We start from the raw sequence: 15,639 nt of genomic DNA, 5'->3' as shown, positions 1-15,639 counted from the left end.
CGCGTCAGGCGACCGGGCGGAAGGTGATGACGGCGGTGACGCCGTCGACCTGGAGCCGGAGCGTGCCGGGGTGGTCGAGCAGGGCGGCGTCGTAGCGGGCGAGGCCGGTGGTGCCGGGGGCGGTGGTGCCGGGGGCGGTGGTGGTGCCGGCGGTAGCGGTCGTGGTGTCGAGGGTGGCGGAACCGGCGAGGCAGACCACGACGACGGAGCCGCCCGGCGGGACGTCGGCGGACGCGGACGCGGTCACGAGACCGACCTCGGCGGTGGCCTTCCCGCGACGGGTCATCACGTTGAAGTCGACCACCGGGCCGGCGAGCAGGCGGCAGTCCGTGGTGGCGTCGCCCGGGAAGGCGAACGGTCGGTAGGGCGCGTCGATCCGGCACTCGGTGCCGTCCACCGTGAGCACCATCCCGGGGCCCTCGACCAGGGTGATCACCCGGTCGATGCCGGGGAACGGGGAGAAGGGGCCGGCGGTGGCGACGTCCGCGAGGCTGACCCGCCAGTCGAAGGCGTCCAGCCCGGCCCCGGCGGGAAAGCCGGCGACCTCCCGGGTCACCCCGCCCCCGTTGAGCCATGCCGTGGCCGGGCGCTCGCTCGCCCGGAGTGTCTGGATCCGCCCGGTGGTTGTCATGGGCGGCATGATGCCACCGCGGGCGGCTGGCAGGTAGACAGATGACAGCGAACAGATGACAGATGTTGAAATCTGTTGCCTGTTATCCGTTTGCTGCCATCTGCCAGCCGTCCGTTGTCCGTCGTCAGCGCCGGTGCACCGCCAGCGGCAGGAACGCCCCTGTCGCCGCCGCGACCGCGACGGTGGTGAGGGCGAGCGGGAGGCCGGCCGCGTCGGCGAGGAAGCCGATGACCACCGGCCCGATCAACATTCCGCCGTATCCGAGCGTCGACGCGAGCGCGACGCCCTGCGGACCGCCGGCCGCGCCCGCCCGGGCGATGGCGAGCGGGAACAGGTTGGCCAGGCCGAGGCCGACCAGGACGAATCCGCCGATGGCGAGCGGCACCGACGGCGCGAGCGCGGCGACCAGCATGCCGGCCGCCGCGGTGAGGCCACCCAGGAGCATCAGCCGGGTCTGGCCGAGCCTGATGGACAGCCAGGTGCCGCCGACCCGCCCGCTGGTCATCGCGAACGCGTACGCCGCGTAGCCCGCGGCGGCCGTCCCGGCGCTCGCGTGCACGTCGTCGGTGAGGTGGAGCGTCGTCCAGTCGGCGATCGCGCCCTCGCCGTACGCGGTGCACAGGGCGGTGAGGCCGAGCATCACCACGACCAGCCCGGCGCGCGGGGCGGCGCCGCCGGACGCGTTCGCGCTGCTTCCGCCGGCGACCTGCGGCACGCCCGGGCCGCGCAGCAGGACGACGCCCGCCGCCACGGTGATCGCGAGGCCGAGCAGCCCGCCGAGGGTGAGCGTCCAGGCGGCGCTCAGGGTGCCGGCGAGGAGTCCGCCGACGCCCGCGCCGACCAGTCCGCCGAGGCTGTATCCGGCGTGGAAGCTGGGCATGACGGGCCGTCGGAGTTGCGCGACCAGGTCGACGGCGGCACTGTTCATGGCGACGTTCGCACCCCCGTACCCGGCGCCGAAGAGCAGCAGGACGCCGCCGAGCGCGGCCACCGAGTGGGTGTGTGCGGGCAGCGGAACGGCGAGGCTGAGCAGGGCGAGCGAGCCGACGGTGACCGGCCGGGAGCCGTACCGCAGGCAGAGTCGGCCGACCAGCGGCATGGTGAGGACGGCGCCGATCGACAGGCAGAGCAGGGCGAGTCCGAGGGCGCTGTGCGAGGCGCTGACCTGGCTGCGGACGTCCGGGATCCGGACCACCCAGGTGGCGAAGAGGAAGCCGTCGACGGCGAAGAACGCGGTCAGTGCGAGGCGCGCGGGGCTCCAGGGGGTGTCCGCCGCGGGGGGTGTGCTGCGAGACTGATGGGTGTTCTGATCGGTGGGGGCAGAGGCATGGATTTTGTTTCGAAGCGACACAAAGTCACAATAGGGTCGTGCAGCTCTCGTCATCAAGTCCGAAACCGGGCCCCGGGGCCGACTCCGAGGCGCGGCGCGACGCCCACCGCCGTGCCGCCCCCGATCGCGGTCGGACGCTGCTCGGCCCCGCGCTCTCGCTCATCCACACCGGCCAGACGCCCACCCGTTCCGCACTCACCCGGGCGCTGGACGTCACCCGGGCCACCGCCGGCGCCGTCACGGCCGAGCTGGAGGCGCTGGGCCTGATCACCGTCGACTCCCGCCCGGCCGGCGGCGGACGCGGTCGGCCCTCGCACCGGCTCGCGATCGACCCGGAGGGGCCGGTCGTGATCGCGGGGCAGATCCACGCCGACGGGCTGAGCGTCACCCTGGCCGGGCTCGGCGGGCTGCTCGACCCGCCCGTCCACCTGCCGCTGCCCGCCGCCACCGACCCGGTCCGGATGTTGCGCGCCGTCGCCCAGGCGGGCGCCGAGCTCGCCCGCGCCACCGGCCGGCGCTGTCTCGGCGCCGCGCTCGCGCTGCCCAATCCGGTCACCGAGCCGGACGGCACCGCGCTCGCCGCCCTGCACTTCGCCTGGCCGAGCGGCACGCCGGTGGCGGACCTGTACGACGTCGAGGTCGACCGTGCCGACCACGGCCCGCACGCGCTCGACCCGCTGCCCACCGCCATCGCCAACGACGCCAACCTCGCCGCGCTCGCCGAGTACCGGCACGGCGCCGGGCGCGGCGCCCGTCACCTGCTCCTGGTCACCTCCGGGCACAGTGGCGTCGGCGGCGCGCTGGTCATCGACGGGCGGCTGCACACCGGCAGTGCCGGGCTCGCCCTGGAGGTCGGCCACCTCACCGTGGATCCGCAGGGCCGGCCCTGCGTGTGCGGCAACCGGGGCTGCCTCAACACGGAGACCGATCCCGACGCGCTGTTCGCCGCCGCCGGGCTCACCCCGGAGCCGGGTCGCCCGGTGCTCGACCAGGCGCGCGACCTGTGCCGGGCCGCGGCCGCCGACGAGCGGGCACGGGCGGCGGTCGAGCACGTCATCGACCGCCTCGGGCTCGGGCTGGCCGGCGTCGCCAACATCCTGAACCCGGACCGGGTCGTGCTCAGCGGTCTCCACCTCGACCTGTTGGAGGCGGCGCCAGAGCGGCTGCGCGCGGTGGTTGCCGAACGCTGCCTGTGGGGACGCAGCGGGCGGGTGCCGATCGTCGGCGCCGAGCTGGCGGACAGCGCGCTCGCGGGCGCGGCGGAGCTGGCGTGGCGGCCGTACCTGGCGGACCCGCAGTCGGTGCAGGTGGGCTGAGGACGGTCTCCGGCGAGCGGGTCGGACGACCGGGAAGTGGCAGCGATAAGCGGAAGCTGGTGCTCCGAAAATGGTTACTTATCGTGACTCTCATATACTCGTAGTGAGGAGAGGGGGGTCAAGACGAGGAGAGTGACCATGAGCACCGAGCTGGGCGCCATACCGGGCACCGGCCACGGCATCGAGCCGACCGGCGACGTCGACCGCTCCGACGCGGACTACCGGGCCTGGCTCAAGGAGGCGGTGCGCAAGGTCCAGGCCGACGCCAACCGCTCCGCCGACACCCACCTGCTGTACTTCCCGCTGCCGGCCGAGTGGGGGATCGACCTCTACCTCAAGGACGAGTCGACCCACCCGACCGGCTCGCTCAAGCACCGCCTCGCCCGCTCACTCTTCCTCTACGGGCTCTGCAACGGCTGGATCCGCCCGGGCAAGCCGGTGATCGAGGCGTCCAGCGGCTCCACGGCCGTCTCCGAGGCGTACTTCGCGCAGCTCGTCGGGGTGCCGTTCATCGCGGTGATGGCCAAGAGCACCAGCCAGGCCAAGATCGACCTGATCGAGTTCCACGGCGGCGAGTGCCACCTGGTCGAGCGGTCGGACGAGGTGTACGAGGTCTCCGCGCGGCTCGCCGAGGAGACCGGCGGCCACTACATGGACCAGTTCACCTACGCCGAGCGCGCCACCGACTGGCGCGGCAACAACAACATCGCCGAGTCCGTCTTCGCCCAGCTGCGCCTGGAGCCGCACCCGGAGCCGGCCTGGGTCGTCGCGACCGCCGGGACGGGCGGCACCTCGGCGACCATCGCCCGGTACGTGCACTACATGCAGTACGACACCCGGATCTGCGTCGCGGACCCGGAGAACTCCTGCTTCTTCGACGGCTGGGTGGACCACGACCCGGACGCGGTGTGCGCGAGCGGCTCGCGGATCGAGGGCATCGGGCGGCCCCGGATGGAGCCCAGCTTCGTGCCCGGCGCGATCGACCGGATGATGAAGGTGCCGGACGCCGCCTCGATCGCGGCGGTGCGGATGCTGGAGCAGGTGCTGGGGAAGAAGGCGGGTGCGTCCACCGGGACGGGGCTGTGGAGCGCGCTGAAGATCGTCGCCGAGATGCGGGAGGCCGGTCAGCACGGCAGCGTCGTCAGTCTGATCTGCGACCCGGGTGACCGCTACCTGGACAAGTACTACTCCGACGACTGGCTGGCCGGCGAGCGGATCGACATCGCCCCGTACCGGGCCGCCCTGGAGTCGTTCCTGGCGGGCGGGGCCTGGGCGGGGTGACGGCGTAGGGCGAGCAGCTGACAGCTGACAGATAACAGATTTCGAAAGCTGTCAGCTGTCAGTTGTTGCTTGTCGGCGCCCGGGCCCATCGGTCTCGCCGCGCTCCCCGCCCTGCCGGATCACCGCCCGTCCTCCGGCGAGGTCGATCCCGGTACGCTTCGGAGCGCCGTCGTGTTCCTCGTCCTGCAGCACCAGCTCGACCCGGCGCTGCTCCAACTGCGCGCGCTTGCCCGGGTAGAGCAGCGCGTGCAGTTCCTCGGTGGCCGTCGCCCCCGCGCCTCGCGCGGGTCCGTCCGCCGGGCGGGCCCTCAACCGCCGCACCGCGGCGCCGAGGAAGAACACGACCACCAGCGCCGCCGGCAGCGGCAATCCACCTGTCGCGCCCGTCAGAAGGATGCTCATGCAACCCTCAACGGCGTGCCGTACTCGCGAGTTCCATCCCGCGCCCACCGCCGTTCGGGGAAAGTGCCCACCCGGACAGGCGGATGGCGTTCCGTCAGGATGCCCGCGCCGCCGGGAGGTCGGCCGGGACGAGGAGTTGGAGTTCCTCGGTCGACGGATCGGCCAGCTGGGCGACGCGCATCGCGTGCCGTTCGACCATCGTCTCGAAGACCTGCCGGGCCGTGCGCCCGTTGCCGAAGTTGGGCCCGCGCTCGATCGTGGCGAAGTGGCGCAGCAGCGCGTCCTCGGTGGCCTCGGTGAGCGCGTACTCGTGCTCGGCGCACTGTGCCCGGGCGATCTCCAGTAGTTCGTCGGCCGTGTAATCGGGAAAGCTGACGGTTCGTGAGAAGCGGGACGAGACACCGGGGTTGGCGCAGAGGAAGCGCTCCATCTCGGCGGTGTAGCCGGCGACGATGACGACGACCTCGTCCCGGTGGTCCTCCATCAGCTTGACCAGGGTGTCGATGGCCTCCCGCCCGAAGTCGCGGGCGCCGTCCTCGGGTGCGAGCGCGTACGCCTCGTCGATGAAGAGGACGCCGCCGCGCGCGCGGTCGAAGGCGGCGGCGGTGCGGATCGCGGTGGAGCCGATGTGCTCGCCGACGAGGTCGACGCGGGCGACCTCGACGAGGTGTCCGCGCTGGAGCACGCCGAGCGAGGCGAGGATCTCGCCGTAGAGGCGGGCGACGGTGGTCTTGCCGGTGCCGGGGGCTCCGGTGAAGACGAGGTGCCGGCGCAGCGAGGGCGCCTTGAGTCCGGCCTGGCGGCGGCGCCGGCCGACCGAGATCAGGTCGATGAGGGTGCGCACCTCCTGCTTCACGGTGGCGAGGCCCACCAGCGAGTCGAGTTCGGCGAGCGCCTCCTCGGCGGGGCGGCAGTCGGGGATCGGTGCGATGTCGGGGATGGTGGCCGGCGGGGCCAACGCCGTTACCGCCGAGGCCAGTTGGGCGGAGCGCGGGGCGGGCACGTCCGGCGCCCCGGAGGGCGCCGCGCAGGACGCCCCGGAAGCCGTTCCGAATGCGGTTGCGGATGCCGTCCCGAAGGCGGCCCCGGAGGCCGTCCCCGCGGCCGGACCGACGTCGTCCGAGGTGCAGCCCTCCGCGACCGGCCCCGGCTCGGAGAACTCGAAGCCGGCCCGCTCGTTCTGCTCGGCCCGGCAGCGGACGAGGTGACTGCGGCAGCCGTCGATGATGTGGAAGCCGAAGCCCTTGCCGTGCGACACCCGGCAGTCCTCGAAGGAGCCGCGCCCCTGGGCCGAGACGTACACCCCGGCGTCGGTGCTGGCACGGACGGTGCAGGCGCGCAGCACCGGGTCGGCGCCCTTGGTGACGATGACGCCGGTGGCGACGTCGGAGATCTCGCAGTCGGTGAGCACCCCGCCGCTGCCGTGGTCGCGGAACCAGAGCCCGGTTCCGGCCTCCTGGACCCGGCAGGCGCTCAGCGTCACCTCGGCGCCGCCGCTGACCGACACCGCCGAGCTGCGGATCCGGCTGAACGAGCAGCGGTCGGCGGTGGCGGCTGAGTCGCGGTCGAGGATGAACAGCGCGTCGGGCAGGTCGTGCAGGGCGCAGTCGGTGAGGGTGAGCCGGGCGCCGTCGCTGACCCACAGCGCCGGGTACTCGCCGGTGGAGCCGTGGATCTGGCTGGACTCGGCGACGGCCGCGGTGCCCTGGTCCCAGACGGAGAGCGCGCCGCGCCCGAAGTCGCGGATGGTGCTCTGGGAGAGGGAGAGCCGGGCGCGGCCGCGCAGGTCGGCGCCGTTCTCGGGCAGGTCGTGGACGCGGCAGCCGGTGAGCGTGAGTTCGGCCTCGCCGTCGAGGGTCAGGCCGTTGCCGGTGACGCGGTGGATCTCGCAGTCGACGAGCCGACCGGCGGCCTGTGCCTCGGCCTGGACGCCGCTGCCACGGATCTCGTAGATCTCGCAGCCGGTCAACTCGGCGGCGCTGCCGGGGTCGGAGAGCAGGACGCCGGCGCCGGCGGTGTGGTGCACGCGGCAGCGTTCGAGGGCGGCGGCGGCGCCGCCGAGGACGACCAGTCCGGCCTGGGCGGCGGCGGAGACCTCGCAGTCCTCGAACGCGGCTGCGGTGCCCTCGCCGCGCAGCCGCAGGCCGAGGCCGCCGGGGTTGGCGACGACGCAGCCGCGCAGGGTGGGGCGGGCGCCGCCGGTGATCTCGAACCCGCTGGCGGAGCGGCTCTCCACCCGGCAGCCGCTGAAGGCGGGCGTGGCCTGCGGGCCGGTGACGAGGACGGCCGGGGCGGAGCTGTCGCCGCCCTCGACGACGAGGTCGCGGACGGTCGCGGCGGCGGTGACGGTCAGCGGCACGCCGGAGGGCGGGTCGATCCGGACGGTGCCGGGGCCCTGCGCCGGGACGATCGTCACGGGCTTGTCGAGCAGCACGTTCTCGCGGAAGGTGCCGGGCCGGACGGTCACGGTGTCGCCCGGTTCGGCGGCGGCGAGGGCCTCTGCGAGCGTGTCGTACTCGCCCGCGCGGCGCCGCCAGCGGGATGCGCTGTCCTGGGTGACCCGGACCCTGTGCTCAGCCATGACGGTCTGTCGTCCCCACCTTCGTCGAGCCGGCGATCATCGGGCCGTGCGCGCGGGGTGCGCGGGCCGTCCGCCCACCGTAGCGCGCCCGCGGGGGTGCTCCAGCCGGTGCCCGCGAACGCGCGGGCACCGGCGGCTCCGTCTTCACCACATGTTCCGCCCACGGGTTTCAACGAGCGCACACAGTCCTGGTTCCGGAGTGGGGGTCGTGTGTCGCGCGCAGGAGCGCGTTAGGCCCGTGTTCGGCCGTGCTCGGCCGTGCTCCGCTCAGTCGCGCGAGTCGACCGGCCACTCCTTCCCGTCCTCCAGCACCTCGACCTCGTCGCCGAGCCGCAGCGTGCCGAGGACGTCGCCGGTGACTCCGGCCGGCCGCTCGGGGATGAGGTTCATGCCGAACGCGGCCTGCTTGCGCAGCCGGTGGTGTTTGGCGAGGGTGCGCAGCGGTTCGGGGCCGCGCCGTTCGCCGCTCTCCTGGTCGGTGGTGGTGACGACGCAGCGGCCGCAGGGCTTGACGACCCGGAAGTTCAGTTCGCCGATCCGGATCCGGCGCCAGCCGTCCTCGGCCCACGGTTCGGAGCCGTCGACCACGACGTTGGGTCGGAAACGTTCCATCGGCAGCGTCTCGTGGCCGTCCGGGTGCGCGGCGGCGACGAGCTCGTTGAGGCGGGCGAGCGAGGCGGTGGTGGCGAGCAGCAGCGGGAACCCGTCGGCCATCGAGACGGTGTCACCGGGCTCGCTGTACTCCGGGTCGACGGGCCGGGCGTGCGGGTCGTCCAGGTGCACCAGGCGGTACTCGCCGAGGTGCTCGGCGATCCACTCGTTCGCCTCCTTGGACGCCTCGGCGGCGCGGAAGCGGGTGCCCCAGACCTCGACCTCGGCGAGTGGGTCGCCGGTCGCGACGGCGGGGGCGGCGATCTCGGTCCGGGCGCCGCCGGGGGCGGTGAGGGTGAGCGCTCCGCCCGCGCCGAGGCCGGTGCGGATCTGACCGAGGGCGGGGTTCTCGCGCTGGCTGACGAACCGCCCGGTGGGATCGGTGAGCATCCAGCGGCGGTCTCCGGCGAGGCCCCAGGGTTCGACGGGGGCGCTGTCGGGGCTCACGCGGTACATGGACTTGACGGGGTAGACGTGGAGTCCGGAGAGCTGCATCCCTCCATCCTGCCAGCCGCGATCGCGCTGGTCGGACGCCCCCGTGCGTGCGCGGAACTCCGCGAGTGCGCTCCGACGCCTGCGGACGCGTCCCCGTGTGCGCTCCCTGCGCCCGTTGGCGTTCATGTGCGTTCTGCGCGCGTCCTGGTGAAGGCGTCCGCGTCACCATGGAAGTGCCCGCCGTCCCCGTGAAAGTGCCCGCTTATGCGCACGGACCGCCTGGACGCCGTGGGGGGCGTTCCGGGCGGTCCGTGGATGACCCGTTTCTCCGTTCGCCCGGCGTTCAGGGGTCGCCGGGTGGTGCTCAGGTGGTGCGGGTGTGGGCCGCGTGGGGGTCGGCCCTGGGGCAGCGGCTCAGTAGCCCTGGCCCTGCGGCTGGTAGCCGCCCTGCTGGAACTGGCCGGGCTCGCCGTACGGGCCCGGGCGCTGCGGTTGCATCGGGCGCACGGGCGCGACCGGGGCCATGGCCGGGCGCAGCTGGCCGCCGCCGAAGGACTGGTCGCCGGCCTGGCCCGGGAAACCGGGGCCGGCCTGGCCCGGACCGTTGAAGCCCTGCTGGCCGCCGTGCTGCTGGCCGCCGGGCTGGCCGGGGCCGAACGCGCCCGGGCCGCCGATCGGCTGGGCGCCGAAGGACTGCTGGCCGCCCTGGCCGCCGACGAAGGTGTTCTGGCCGCCGAAGCTCTGGCCGCCGGTCGGCTGGTAGCCGCCGCTCGCGGTCTGGGCGAAGCCGGCGGCCGGCGGCTGCGGCCGCTGGTACGCCTGCTGGCCGGCGTAGCCGGGGACGGGTGGCTGGGGCGCGGAGGCGTACGCCGGCGCGGACTGGACCGGGATGTACGCCGTGGCGGGGCCGGCGGAGGGGGCGCTGCTCGGGCCGGGGCCGAGGGCGAGGCGGGCCGGCGGCAGGGCGGGGAGGTTGGAGGCGGCGCTCTCGTAGCCGGAGCCGTACCGGCTGTCGTAGGACGGGCCGAGGCCTGATCCGTACCCGGACGACAGGGCCGGCGGCAGGGCGGCCGGCACATTGATGGGGGCGATCTGCGGGACACCGCGTTCGGCGACAAGGCTGTCGTAAATCGGCGTGCCGGAGGAGAAGGACGGAGAGGGGTAGCCGACTCCGTCGTAGGAGCGGGGCGAGGTCATGGGGCATACGGTAAGCCCACAATGCGCCTGCTGAGGAGAGCGGGAGGGGGAGCAGTTCGAGTGTTTACACAGTCTTCGCTCGCACAAAGGTTTCGAAAGTGAGAATAACGGACATATCGGCGTTCAGTTCCGGACAGTCTCGACACGCCGTCAGTGATCGAACAGCGCCCGGACGCGCGACCCGCGACGCCTTGCGGTGACTGGCTGGTGACGGGTCGAGGACCTGGCGGAGAAACCTTTACGGACAGGGCGTGCGCGGGCGCGTTCGAGCCCCTGTCGACGGTGCGGCGGGGCTCGTGAATGTTTCGGGGATAAAGTCCCCGTCAGCGCCCGTGCGGGCCGACTTGTACGGGGCAGGGCGCGGCGGTGCGCAGCGTCAGTGCGACCGCAGCGCCTGGCTCTGCGTCGGGAGGCCGGGGCGGCCGCCGACCTCGGAGGTGCAGAACGAGCAGCGGCGTGCCGCGGCCGGGATCGGGCTCAGGCACTCCGGGCAGTCGACCTTGGCCGCCGGCGCCGGCTTGCCCGCCTCGAAGCGGGCCTGGAGCTTGCCGACCGGCACCACCACGGCGAAGTAGATGACGGCGGCGATCAGGACGAAGCTGATCAGCGCGTTGACGAAGACTCCGTACGGGAAGCGGGTGCCCGCGACATCGAAGGTCTTCTGGGTGAAGTCGCCGACGGCACCGGTCGCGACCCCGGCGAGCGGGGTGAGGAAGGCGGTCACGAACCCGGTGACGACGGCGGTGAAGGCCGCGCCGATCACGATGCCGACCGCGAGATCCACTACGTTTCCGCGCAGCAGGAAGCTGCGGAATCCCTTGAACACCGAGTACTCCAAATCCTCACGGGGAAGGGGGAGATAGGGTGCACGGCAGCCCCCCGGCCGGACATCCTGCCGACCGGTCGGGGCCGAGGTCCAGCCGCGTTCACCCGATCCGCGTAACCGGCCCCGGTCAGGCGCGGGTCGTATGCAGCCGGCGCGCGGGCCCTTTGCGTACAGGGCGATCCCGTGGGCGGAGCCGTCCGTGCCCCCGGGTGCGTCGGGTGTCCCGGGTTCATGCGTGCCCCCGGTTCATACGTGCCCCGGTTCATGCGGTGGCCCCGGTGCCCCAGTGCCCTCGTGCCTCACACTGGCCGCAGGCGCAGTGAGCGTTCGTAGAACTCGACCATCTGGCCGGACACTTGATGCAGCGTGAACGAGGTGAGGAAACGCGCCCGGGCCGCCTTCGCCCGTGTGCGGGCCGCCGACCGGTCCGTCAGCGTGTCGGCGATCGCCGCCGCGAGGTCGGCCGGCCGTTCCTGCGGGACCAGCCGGGCGTAGTCCTCCGAACCGACCGTCTCGCGCAGGCCGGGCAGGTCCGTGCAGACCAGCGGCACCCCGACGCCCATCGCCTCGATCGCCGCACCGCCCTGGCCGTCCCGACGTGCGGGCACGGCGACCGCGTCGGCGGCGGCCATCAGATCGGCGACGTCCTCGCGCGGCCCGAGGAAGCGGACGTTCCCGGCGGCGTCGGCGAGCGCGCGCAGCCGCGCCGTCTCCGGCCCCTCGGCGCCCGCGAGCAGCAGGACGGCCTCCGGCTCCGCGCGCCGGATCGCCGGCCAGGCGTCGAGCAGCACGTCCAGGCCCTTGCGGTGGTACTGGCCCGCGGCGGCGAGCACGACGGGCACGTCCCCGGGGAGGGCCAGCGCCGCGCGCACGGCGGCCCGGCGCTCGGGGGTCGCGGTGCCGAGCAGTTCCGGGTCGCGTCCGCGCGGGACGACGTCGATCCGCTGCCGGGGAACCCGGAGGCGTTTCGCCGTTGTCACGGCGACGTGCCGGGTGAGCGCGTGGAAGCGGCGGGTGCCCCGGGCGGTCGCGGCGTCCAGCGCCTGGGACGGGCCGAGCCCGGCCATCCCCGCGGGGCCGGACGGCGGATCGGCCAGGCTGGACACCACCGGCGTCCGGGCGGCCAGGGCGGCGGCGCGCGCGAGCAGGTCGGAGCGGTGGGCCTCGGCGTGGCGGGTGGTGTGGACGAGGTCGGGGCGGCGCTCGCGGATCAGCCGGTGCAGCGCGGCCGCGGTGGCGGTCCGGCCGGGGCGGCCGACGGCGAACACCGCGGCGCCCGCCTCGGTGAGCTCGGGCTGACAGCCCCCCGGTGCGTCGTGGAGGTAGGCGACGTCCAGACTGACGCCCGCGCGCACCAGTTGGGGCGTCATCGCGACCAGGGCCCGCCCCGCCGCGCCGAGCCGGCTGACGCTGTCGATCACCTGAAGCACATGCACAGGCCACCCCCGCCCTTCACCGGGTGCGTCCGTTCTCCCGTGCCGAACGCGCCCTGACTGCCGATCAGCATCGCAGGTGGCCCGCGCAGCCCGCCAGGGATTACGCGCGAGGGGAACACCACACGCGGCGGCCCGAGGAGGACGGCGGGGCGAGCCGGGGCGCACGGCGGTCGCATCCGGCGCACGACCGCAGTCGACCAGCGCACGCCGGGGGTACCCACGCGGGCGCGCGGACCACCGCCGGGTGGTGCGAAGGGGCTGTCGCGCGCGTGACGCTGTGCCAAGGTCGGTGCCATGCCCGACGACACCTGCGATACGTCGGCCGACGACCCGGCCGAAACCCGCCCCCGCATCCTGCACCTGATCAGCGATTCGCGCCGCAGCGGAGCCCAGAACTTCGCCCGGGACCTCCATCACGAGATGCGCCGGCGGGGCCAGTCCTCCGCCCTGATGGCCCTCGCACCGAACCCCGGCTCCCGCTCCTCCCCGCGCCGGTGGTCGGGGCGGCGCGCCGAACAGCAACCGGGCGGCCGCCCGGACCGACGCCCCGAGGCGCGTGCGATACCGCCCGGCGCCCGACCGTACGTACCCCGGCCGGCCTGCGAGCCCGAGGCGCCCGACCATCCGTATGCGCCGACCTCGCCCTCGTTCCTTCCTTCGCAGTACTCGCCCTTCGCGCCTGACGCTCCCGGCGCGCGCACCGCGACCGTCCTCGGCCCCCGCCGGCTGCACCCCTCCACGCTGCTTGCCCTGCGCTCCGCCGCCCGCGCCGCCGACGTCGTCCTCGCCCACGGCTCCGACACGCTCGCCGCCTGCGCCCTCGCCCTGGCCGGCACCCGGACGCCGTTCGTCTACGTGTCCGTCGGCCACCCCCGCTACTGGACGGGGACGGCGCTGCGCCGGGTTCGCGGCGGTGCCCTCCTGCACCGGGCCGCGGCCGTCACCACCCTCACCGACGAGGCCAGGGCCGTCCTGGAAGAACACTTCCGGCTGCCCGACGGCAAGGTGCGGGTCATCCCCAACTCCCGTGCGGCCGAGAGCTATCCGCCTGCCGAGGGGAACGACGAGCGGCGCGCCGCCCGGCACGCGCTCGGCCTGCCCGCGGACGTCCTGCTGGTGGCCTGGATCGGCGCTATCGCCCCGGAGAAGCGGCTCGACCTCGCCCTCGACGTGCTCGACCGGCTGCCGGACGTCCGCCTCGCCGTCGCCGGGGACGGGCCGCTCCGCACGGTCCTGGCCCGCCACCCGGCCGCCGCCCGGGCCCACTTCCTCGGCGCGCTGCCCGATCCCGTCCCGCTCTACCGGGCCGCTGACGCGGTGCTGCTGACGAGCGACAGCGAGGGTGTGCCCGGCGCGCTCATCGAGGCGGCGCTGGCCGGGGTGCCGGCGGTGGCCACGGACGTGGGGTGGGTGCGCGAGGTGGTCCGGGACGGCGCGACCGGCGCGCTCGTCGCCCCGGGGGATCCGCTCGCCCTCGCGGAGGCGCTGGCCAAGGTGCTGGCCTGCAACCGCGCGGGCCTCGGCGCGGCAGCCCGGGAGTACGCGCTGGCGCACTTCGAGCTCGGCGCGGTCGTGGACGCCTGGCAGCGGCTGGTCTCCGAGGTGTGGGCGGAGAGCCGGGCGGGGTCGGGAGACAGGCGACGGCGAACAGATGACAGATGACATATTTCAACATCTGTTATCTGTCATCTGTTGGTTGTCTGCCCCCACCGCCACGCGCACCCGCGCCGCCGGGCCGACGTCACGGGCTCGCACGCGCCGCTGCGCCGAACGGGCGAATCCGGCCCACCCGCCCCGCGACGACTCGCCGGTAACGAACCGTCACGGCCACACTTCCCGGTGTGAATCCTGCGAAGTCCGACACGCCTGTGAGTCCCGTGAAGCCTGCGAAGCCCGCGAGGTCGAGGGCGCTGCTGAGGTCCACCGTCCTGCTCGTGGTCGCCGCCGGGATCGCCGCGTCGCCCGTCCAGGCCGGCGCGGCCATCCACCACCAGCCCGCCGAGGGTGTCCAGTACGTCAGGCTCGACCACCCGCAGCCGGTGCGCGAGGCCACTCGCACCGAGGCGGTCGAATTCTTCTGGTACGACTGCAGCCACTCGCAGCAGCTCGAACAGCCGCTCCAGGCCTGGGCGGAGAAGCATCATGCGGACGTCGTCCTGCGGCGCGTGCCGGCGATCTGGCAGGGTAGCCCCGATGAAGACGTGCAGCGCAGCCACGCCCGCCTGTACTACACGCTGGAGCGCCTCGGCCTGGTCGAGCGCCTGCAGGTGAGCGCGTTCCGCTCGGTGCGCGAGGACCGGGCCGATCTCACCACCGAGGCCGCCGCCACCGACTGGGCCGCCTACCACGGCGTCGACCCGCAGCAGTTCCGTCAGGCCTACCGCTCCGCCGAGGTGGCGCAGTCGGTCGACGATGCGGCCGTGCAGTTCGTTCGCTACGGCGTCAACGAGCTGCCCACGGTGGTCGTCCAGGGCGAGTACCGCACCTCGCCGACCAGGGCGGGAGGCGTCGACGCGATGCCCGAGGTGCTGGACTACCTCGTCCAGCAGGAGCAGCTGCGCCAACACTGATGTCCGCGTCCCGCCGGGCCGGTGATGCGCGATCAGGTCCGGCAGGGCGTGCGATCCCATGCTCCTAACCATTCATATGCTGTTTAATGGTTAGCATGAGCGAGCTGACGATCCCGCACGTCCACCACCGCCACGTCGATCTCGACGGCCTGCGCGTGTTCTACCGCGAAACCGGCCCGGCCGACGCCCCTGTCCTCCTCCTGCTGCACGGCTTCCCGTCCGCGTCGCACCAGTACGCCCGGCTGTTCGACGCGCTCGGCACCCGCTACCGCCTGATAGCCCCCGACTACCCGGGCTTCGGCCACAGCCACAGCCCCGCGCCGGATGCCTTCCGCTACCGCTTCGACACCCTCGCCGACGTCGTCGAGCGCTTCTGCCTCGCGCTCGGCCTCGACCGCTTCGCGCTGTACGTCTTCGACTTCGGTGCCCCCGTCGGGCTGCGTCTGGCCACCCGCCGGCCCGAGTGGATCACCGGCCTGGTGGTCCAGAACGGCAATGCCTACGACGAAGGGCTCTCCGACCAGGCAAGGGAGTTCATCGCCAACCGGCACGGCGTCGAGGGCGCCGGCGAACGGGCCGGCGCGATCCTCACCCTGGACATCACCCGCAGCCAGTACGAGGGCGGTACCGGCGATCCCACCCTGGTCGCCCCTGACGGCTGGACGCTCGACCAGCACTTCCTCGACGTGCCCGGCCGCAAGGACATCCAGGTCGAACTCGCCCTCGACTACCACTCCAACGTCGAGCTCTACCCGGCCTGGCAGGAGTGGCTGCGCGCCAACCAGCCGCCCACGCTGATCGTTTGGGGGCGCAACGACCCGTTCTTCACGGAGGCCGGCGCCCGCGCCTACCTGCGCGACCTGCCCGACGCCGAGCTGCACGTCCTCGACACCGGGCACTTCGCGCTCGAGGAGAAGCTGCCCGAAATCGCCCCGCTGATCGACGACTTCCTCGCTCGCACTCAGAAGTGACGTACGCAGTGC

Annotated in this window: 13 protein-coding genes; 5 read left to right on the top strand and 8 right to left on the bottom strand. The window is 73.7% G+C overall.

What is annotated here, in order from left to right:
* Positions 1-4: 4 nt before the first annotated feature.
* Positions 5-631 (bottom strand): HutD/Ves family protein, encoded by a 627-nt coding sequence (locus tag ACWCXH_RS28920; RefSeq protein ID WP_449804417.1) that lies wholly within the window; start codon positions 629-631, stop codon positions 5-7.
* Between the two features lie 124 nt (positions 632-755).
* Positions 756-1,982 (bottom strand): MFS transporter, encoded by a 1,227-nt coding sequence (locus ACWCXH_RS28915; protein WP_449804416.1) that lies wholly within the window; start codon positions 1,980-1,982, stop codon positions 756-758.
* Between the two features lie 116 nt (positions 1,983-2,098).
* Between ACWCXH_RS28915 and ACWCXH_RS28910 the strand changes: the two genes are divergently transcribed.
* Together ACWCXH_RS28910 and ACWCXH_RS28905 are read left to right on the top strand one after the other, a co-directional pair.
* Positions 2,099-3,277, top strand: a complete 1,179-nt coding sequence (locus ACWCXH_RS28910; RefSeq protein ID WP_449804434.1) for an ROK family protein — start codon at positions 2,099-2,101, stop codon at positions 3,275-3,277.
* 138 nt (positions 3,278-3,415) lie between these two features.
* Positions 3,416-4,558, top strand: a complete 1,143-nt coding sequence (locus tag ACWCXH_RS28905) for a PLP-dependent cysteine synthase family protein (RefSeq protein WP_449804415.1) — start codon at positions 3,416-3,418, stop codon at positions 4,556-4,558.
* A gap of 51 nt (positions 4,559-4,609) precedes the next feature.
* Here ACWCXH_RS28905 and ACWCXH_RS28900 read toward each other — a convergent pair whose 3' ends face one another.
* The 6 genes from ACWCXH_RS28900 to ACWCXH_RS28875 all read right to left on the bottom strand — a co-directional run bounded on the left by ACWCXH_RS28900 (position 4,610) and on the right by ACWCXH_RS28875 (position 12,071).
* Positions 4,610-4,960, bottom strand: a complete 351-nt coding sequence (locus ACWCXH_RS28900) for a DUF6191 domain-containing protein (protein WP_449804414.1) — start codon at positions 4,958-4,960, stop codon at positions 4,610-4,612.
* Between the two features lie 94 nt (positions 4,961-5,054).
* Positions 5,055-7,541: a right-handed parallel beta-helix repeat-containing protein gene (locus tag ACWCXH_RS28895; protein WP_449804413.1), complete on the bottom strand. Its 2,487-nt coding sequence runs from the start codon at positions 7,539-7,541 to the stop codon at positions 5,055-5,057.
* 267 nt (positions 7,542-7,808) lie between these two features.
* Positions 7,809-8,687 carry an MOSC domain-containing protein gene (locus tag ACWCXH_RS28890; protein WP_449804412.1) on the bottom strand — a complete coding sequence of 293 codons (879 nt, stop codon included), beginning with the start codon at positions 8,685-8,687 and terminating at the stop codon, positions 7,809-7,811.
* Between the two features lie 354 nt (positions 8,688-9,041).
* Positions 9,042-9,824, bottom strand: coding sequence for a DUF6643 family protein (locus ACWCXH_RS28885; protein ID WP_449804411.1), 783 nt, complete (start codon positions 9,822-9,824; stop codon positions 9,042-9,044).
* A 376-nt stretch (positions 9,825-10,200) separates the two neighbouring features.
* Positions 10,201-10,650 carry a large conductance mechanosensitive channel protein MscL gene (mscL, locus tag ACWCXH_RS28880; protein WP_449804410.1) on the bottom strand — a complete coding sequence of 150 codons (450 nt, stop codon included), beginning with the start codon at positions 10,648-10,650 and terminating at the stop codon, positions 10,201-10,203.
* A gap of 299 nt (positions 10,651-10,949) precedes the next feature.
* Entirely contained in the window at positions 10,950-12,071 is a 1,122-nt protein-coding gene (locus ACWCXH_RS28875) for a glycosyltransferase family 4 protein (RefSeq protein ID WP_449804409.1), read from the bottom strand.
* 309 nt (positions 12,072-12,380) lie between these two features.
* On the opposite strand from ACWCXH_RS28875, the gene ACWCXH_RS28870 reads away from it, so the two are divergent.
* The 3 genes from ACWCXH_RS28870 (at position 12,381) to ACWCXH_RS28860 (ending at position 15,627) form a co-directional block, all read left to right on the top strand.
* Positions 12,381-13,748, top strand: coding sequence for a glycosyltransferase (locus ACWCXH_RS28870; RefSeq protein WP_449804408.1), 1,368 nt, complete (start codon positions 12,381-12,383; stop codon positions 13,746-13,748).
* Positions 13,749-13,963: 215 nt separating this feature from the next.
* Complete coding sequence (locus tag ACWCXH_RS28865; protein WP_449804407.1) at positions 13,964-14,656, top strand: thiol:disulfide interchange protein DsbA/DsbL; 693 nt, start codon at positions 13,964-13,966, stop codon at positions 14,654-14,656.
* Between the two features lie 95 nt (positions 14,657-14,751).
* The gene (locus ACWCXH_RS28860; RefSeq protein ID WP_449804406.1) at positions 14,752-15,627 is read left to right on the top strand and encodes an alpha/beta fold hydrolase; all 876 of its coding nucleotides are present in this window, start codon (positions 14,752-14,754) and stop codon (positions 15,625-15,627) included.
* The last annotated feature ends 12 nt before the right edge of the window (positions 15,628-15,639 follow it).

This window comes from Kitasatospora sp. NPDC001660 (genome assembly GCF_053596725.1).
Note: the sequence above shows the minus strand (reverse complement) of the source record. Positions and strands in the feature narration are given on the sequence as shown.

Bases quoted from the DNA above. Each gene is read 5' to 3' on its own strand.
- ACWCXH_RS28920 (WP_449804417.1), bottom strand. From the start codon at position 631: ATGACAACCACCGGGCGGATCCAGACACTCCGGGCGAGCGAGCGCCCG.
- ACWCXH_RS28905 (WP_449804415.1), top strand. From the start codon at position 3,416: ATGAGCACCGAGCTGGGCGCCATACCGGGCACCGGCCACGGCATCGAG.
- ACWCXH_RS28900 (WP_449804414.1), bottom strand. From the start codon at position 4,960: ATGAGCATCCTTCTGACGGGCGCGACAGGTGGATTGCCGCTGCCGGCG.
- ACWCXH_RS28895 (WP_449804413.1), bottom strand. From the start codon at position 7,541: ATGGCTGAGCACAGGGTCCGGGTCACCCAGGACAGCGCATCCCGCTGG.
- ACWCXH_RS28890 (WP_449804412.1), bottom strand. From the start codon at position 8,687: ATGCAGCTCTCCGGACTCCACGTCTACCCCGTCAAGTCCATGTACCGC.
- ACWCXH_RS28885 (WP_449804411.1), bottom strand. From the start codon at position 9,824: ATGACCTCGCCCCGCTCCTACGACGGAGTCGGCTACCCCTCTCCGTCC.
- ACWCXH_RS28870 (WP_449804408.1), top strand. From the start codon at position 12,381: ATGCCCGACGACACCTGCGATACGTCGGCCGACGACCCGGCCGAAACC.
- ACWCXH_RS28860 (WP_449804406.1), top strand. From the start codon at position 14,752: ATGAGCGAGCTGACGATCCCGCACGTCCACCACCGCCACGTCGATCTC.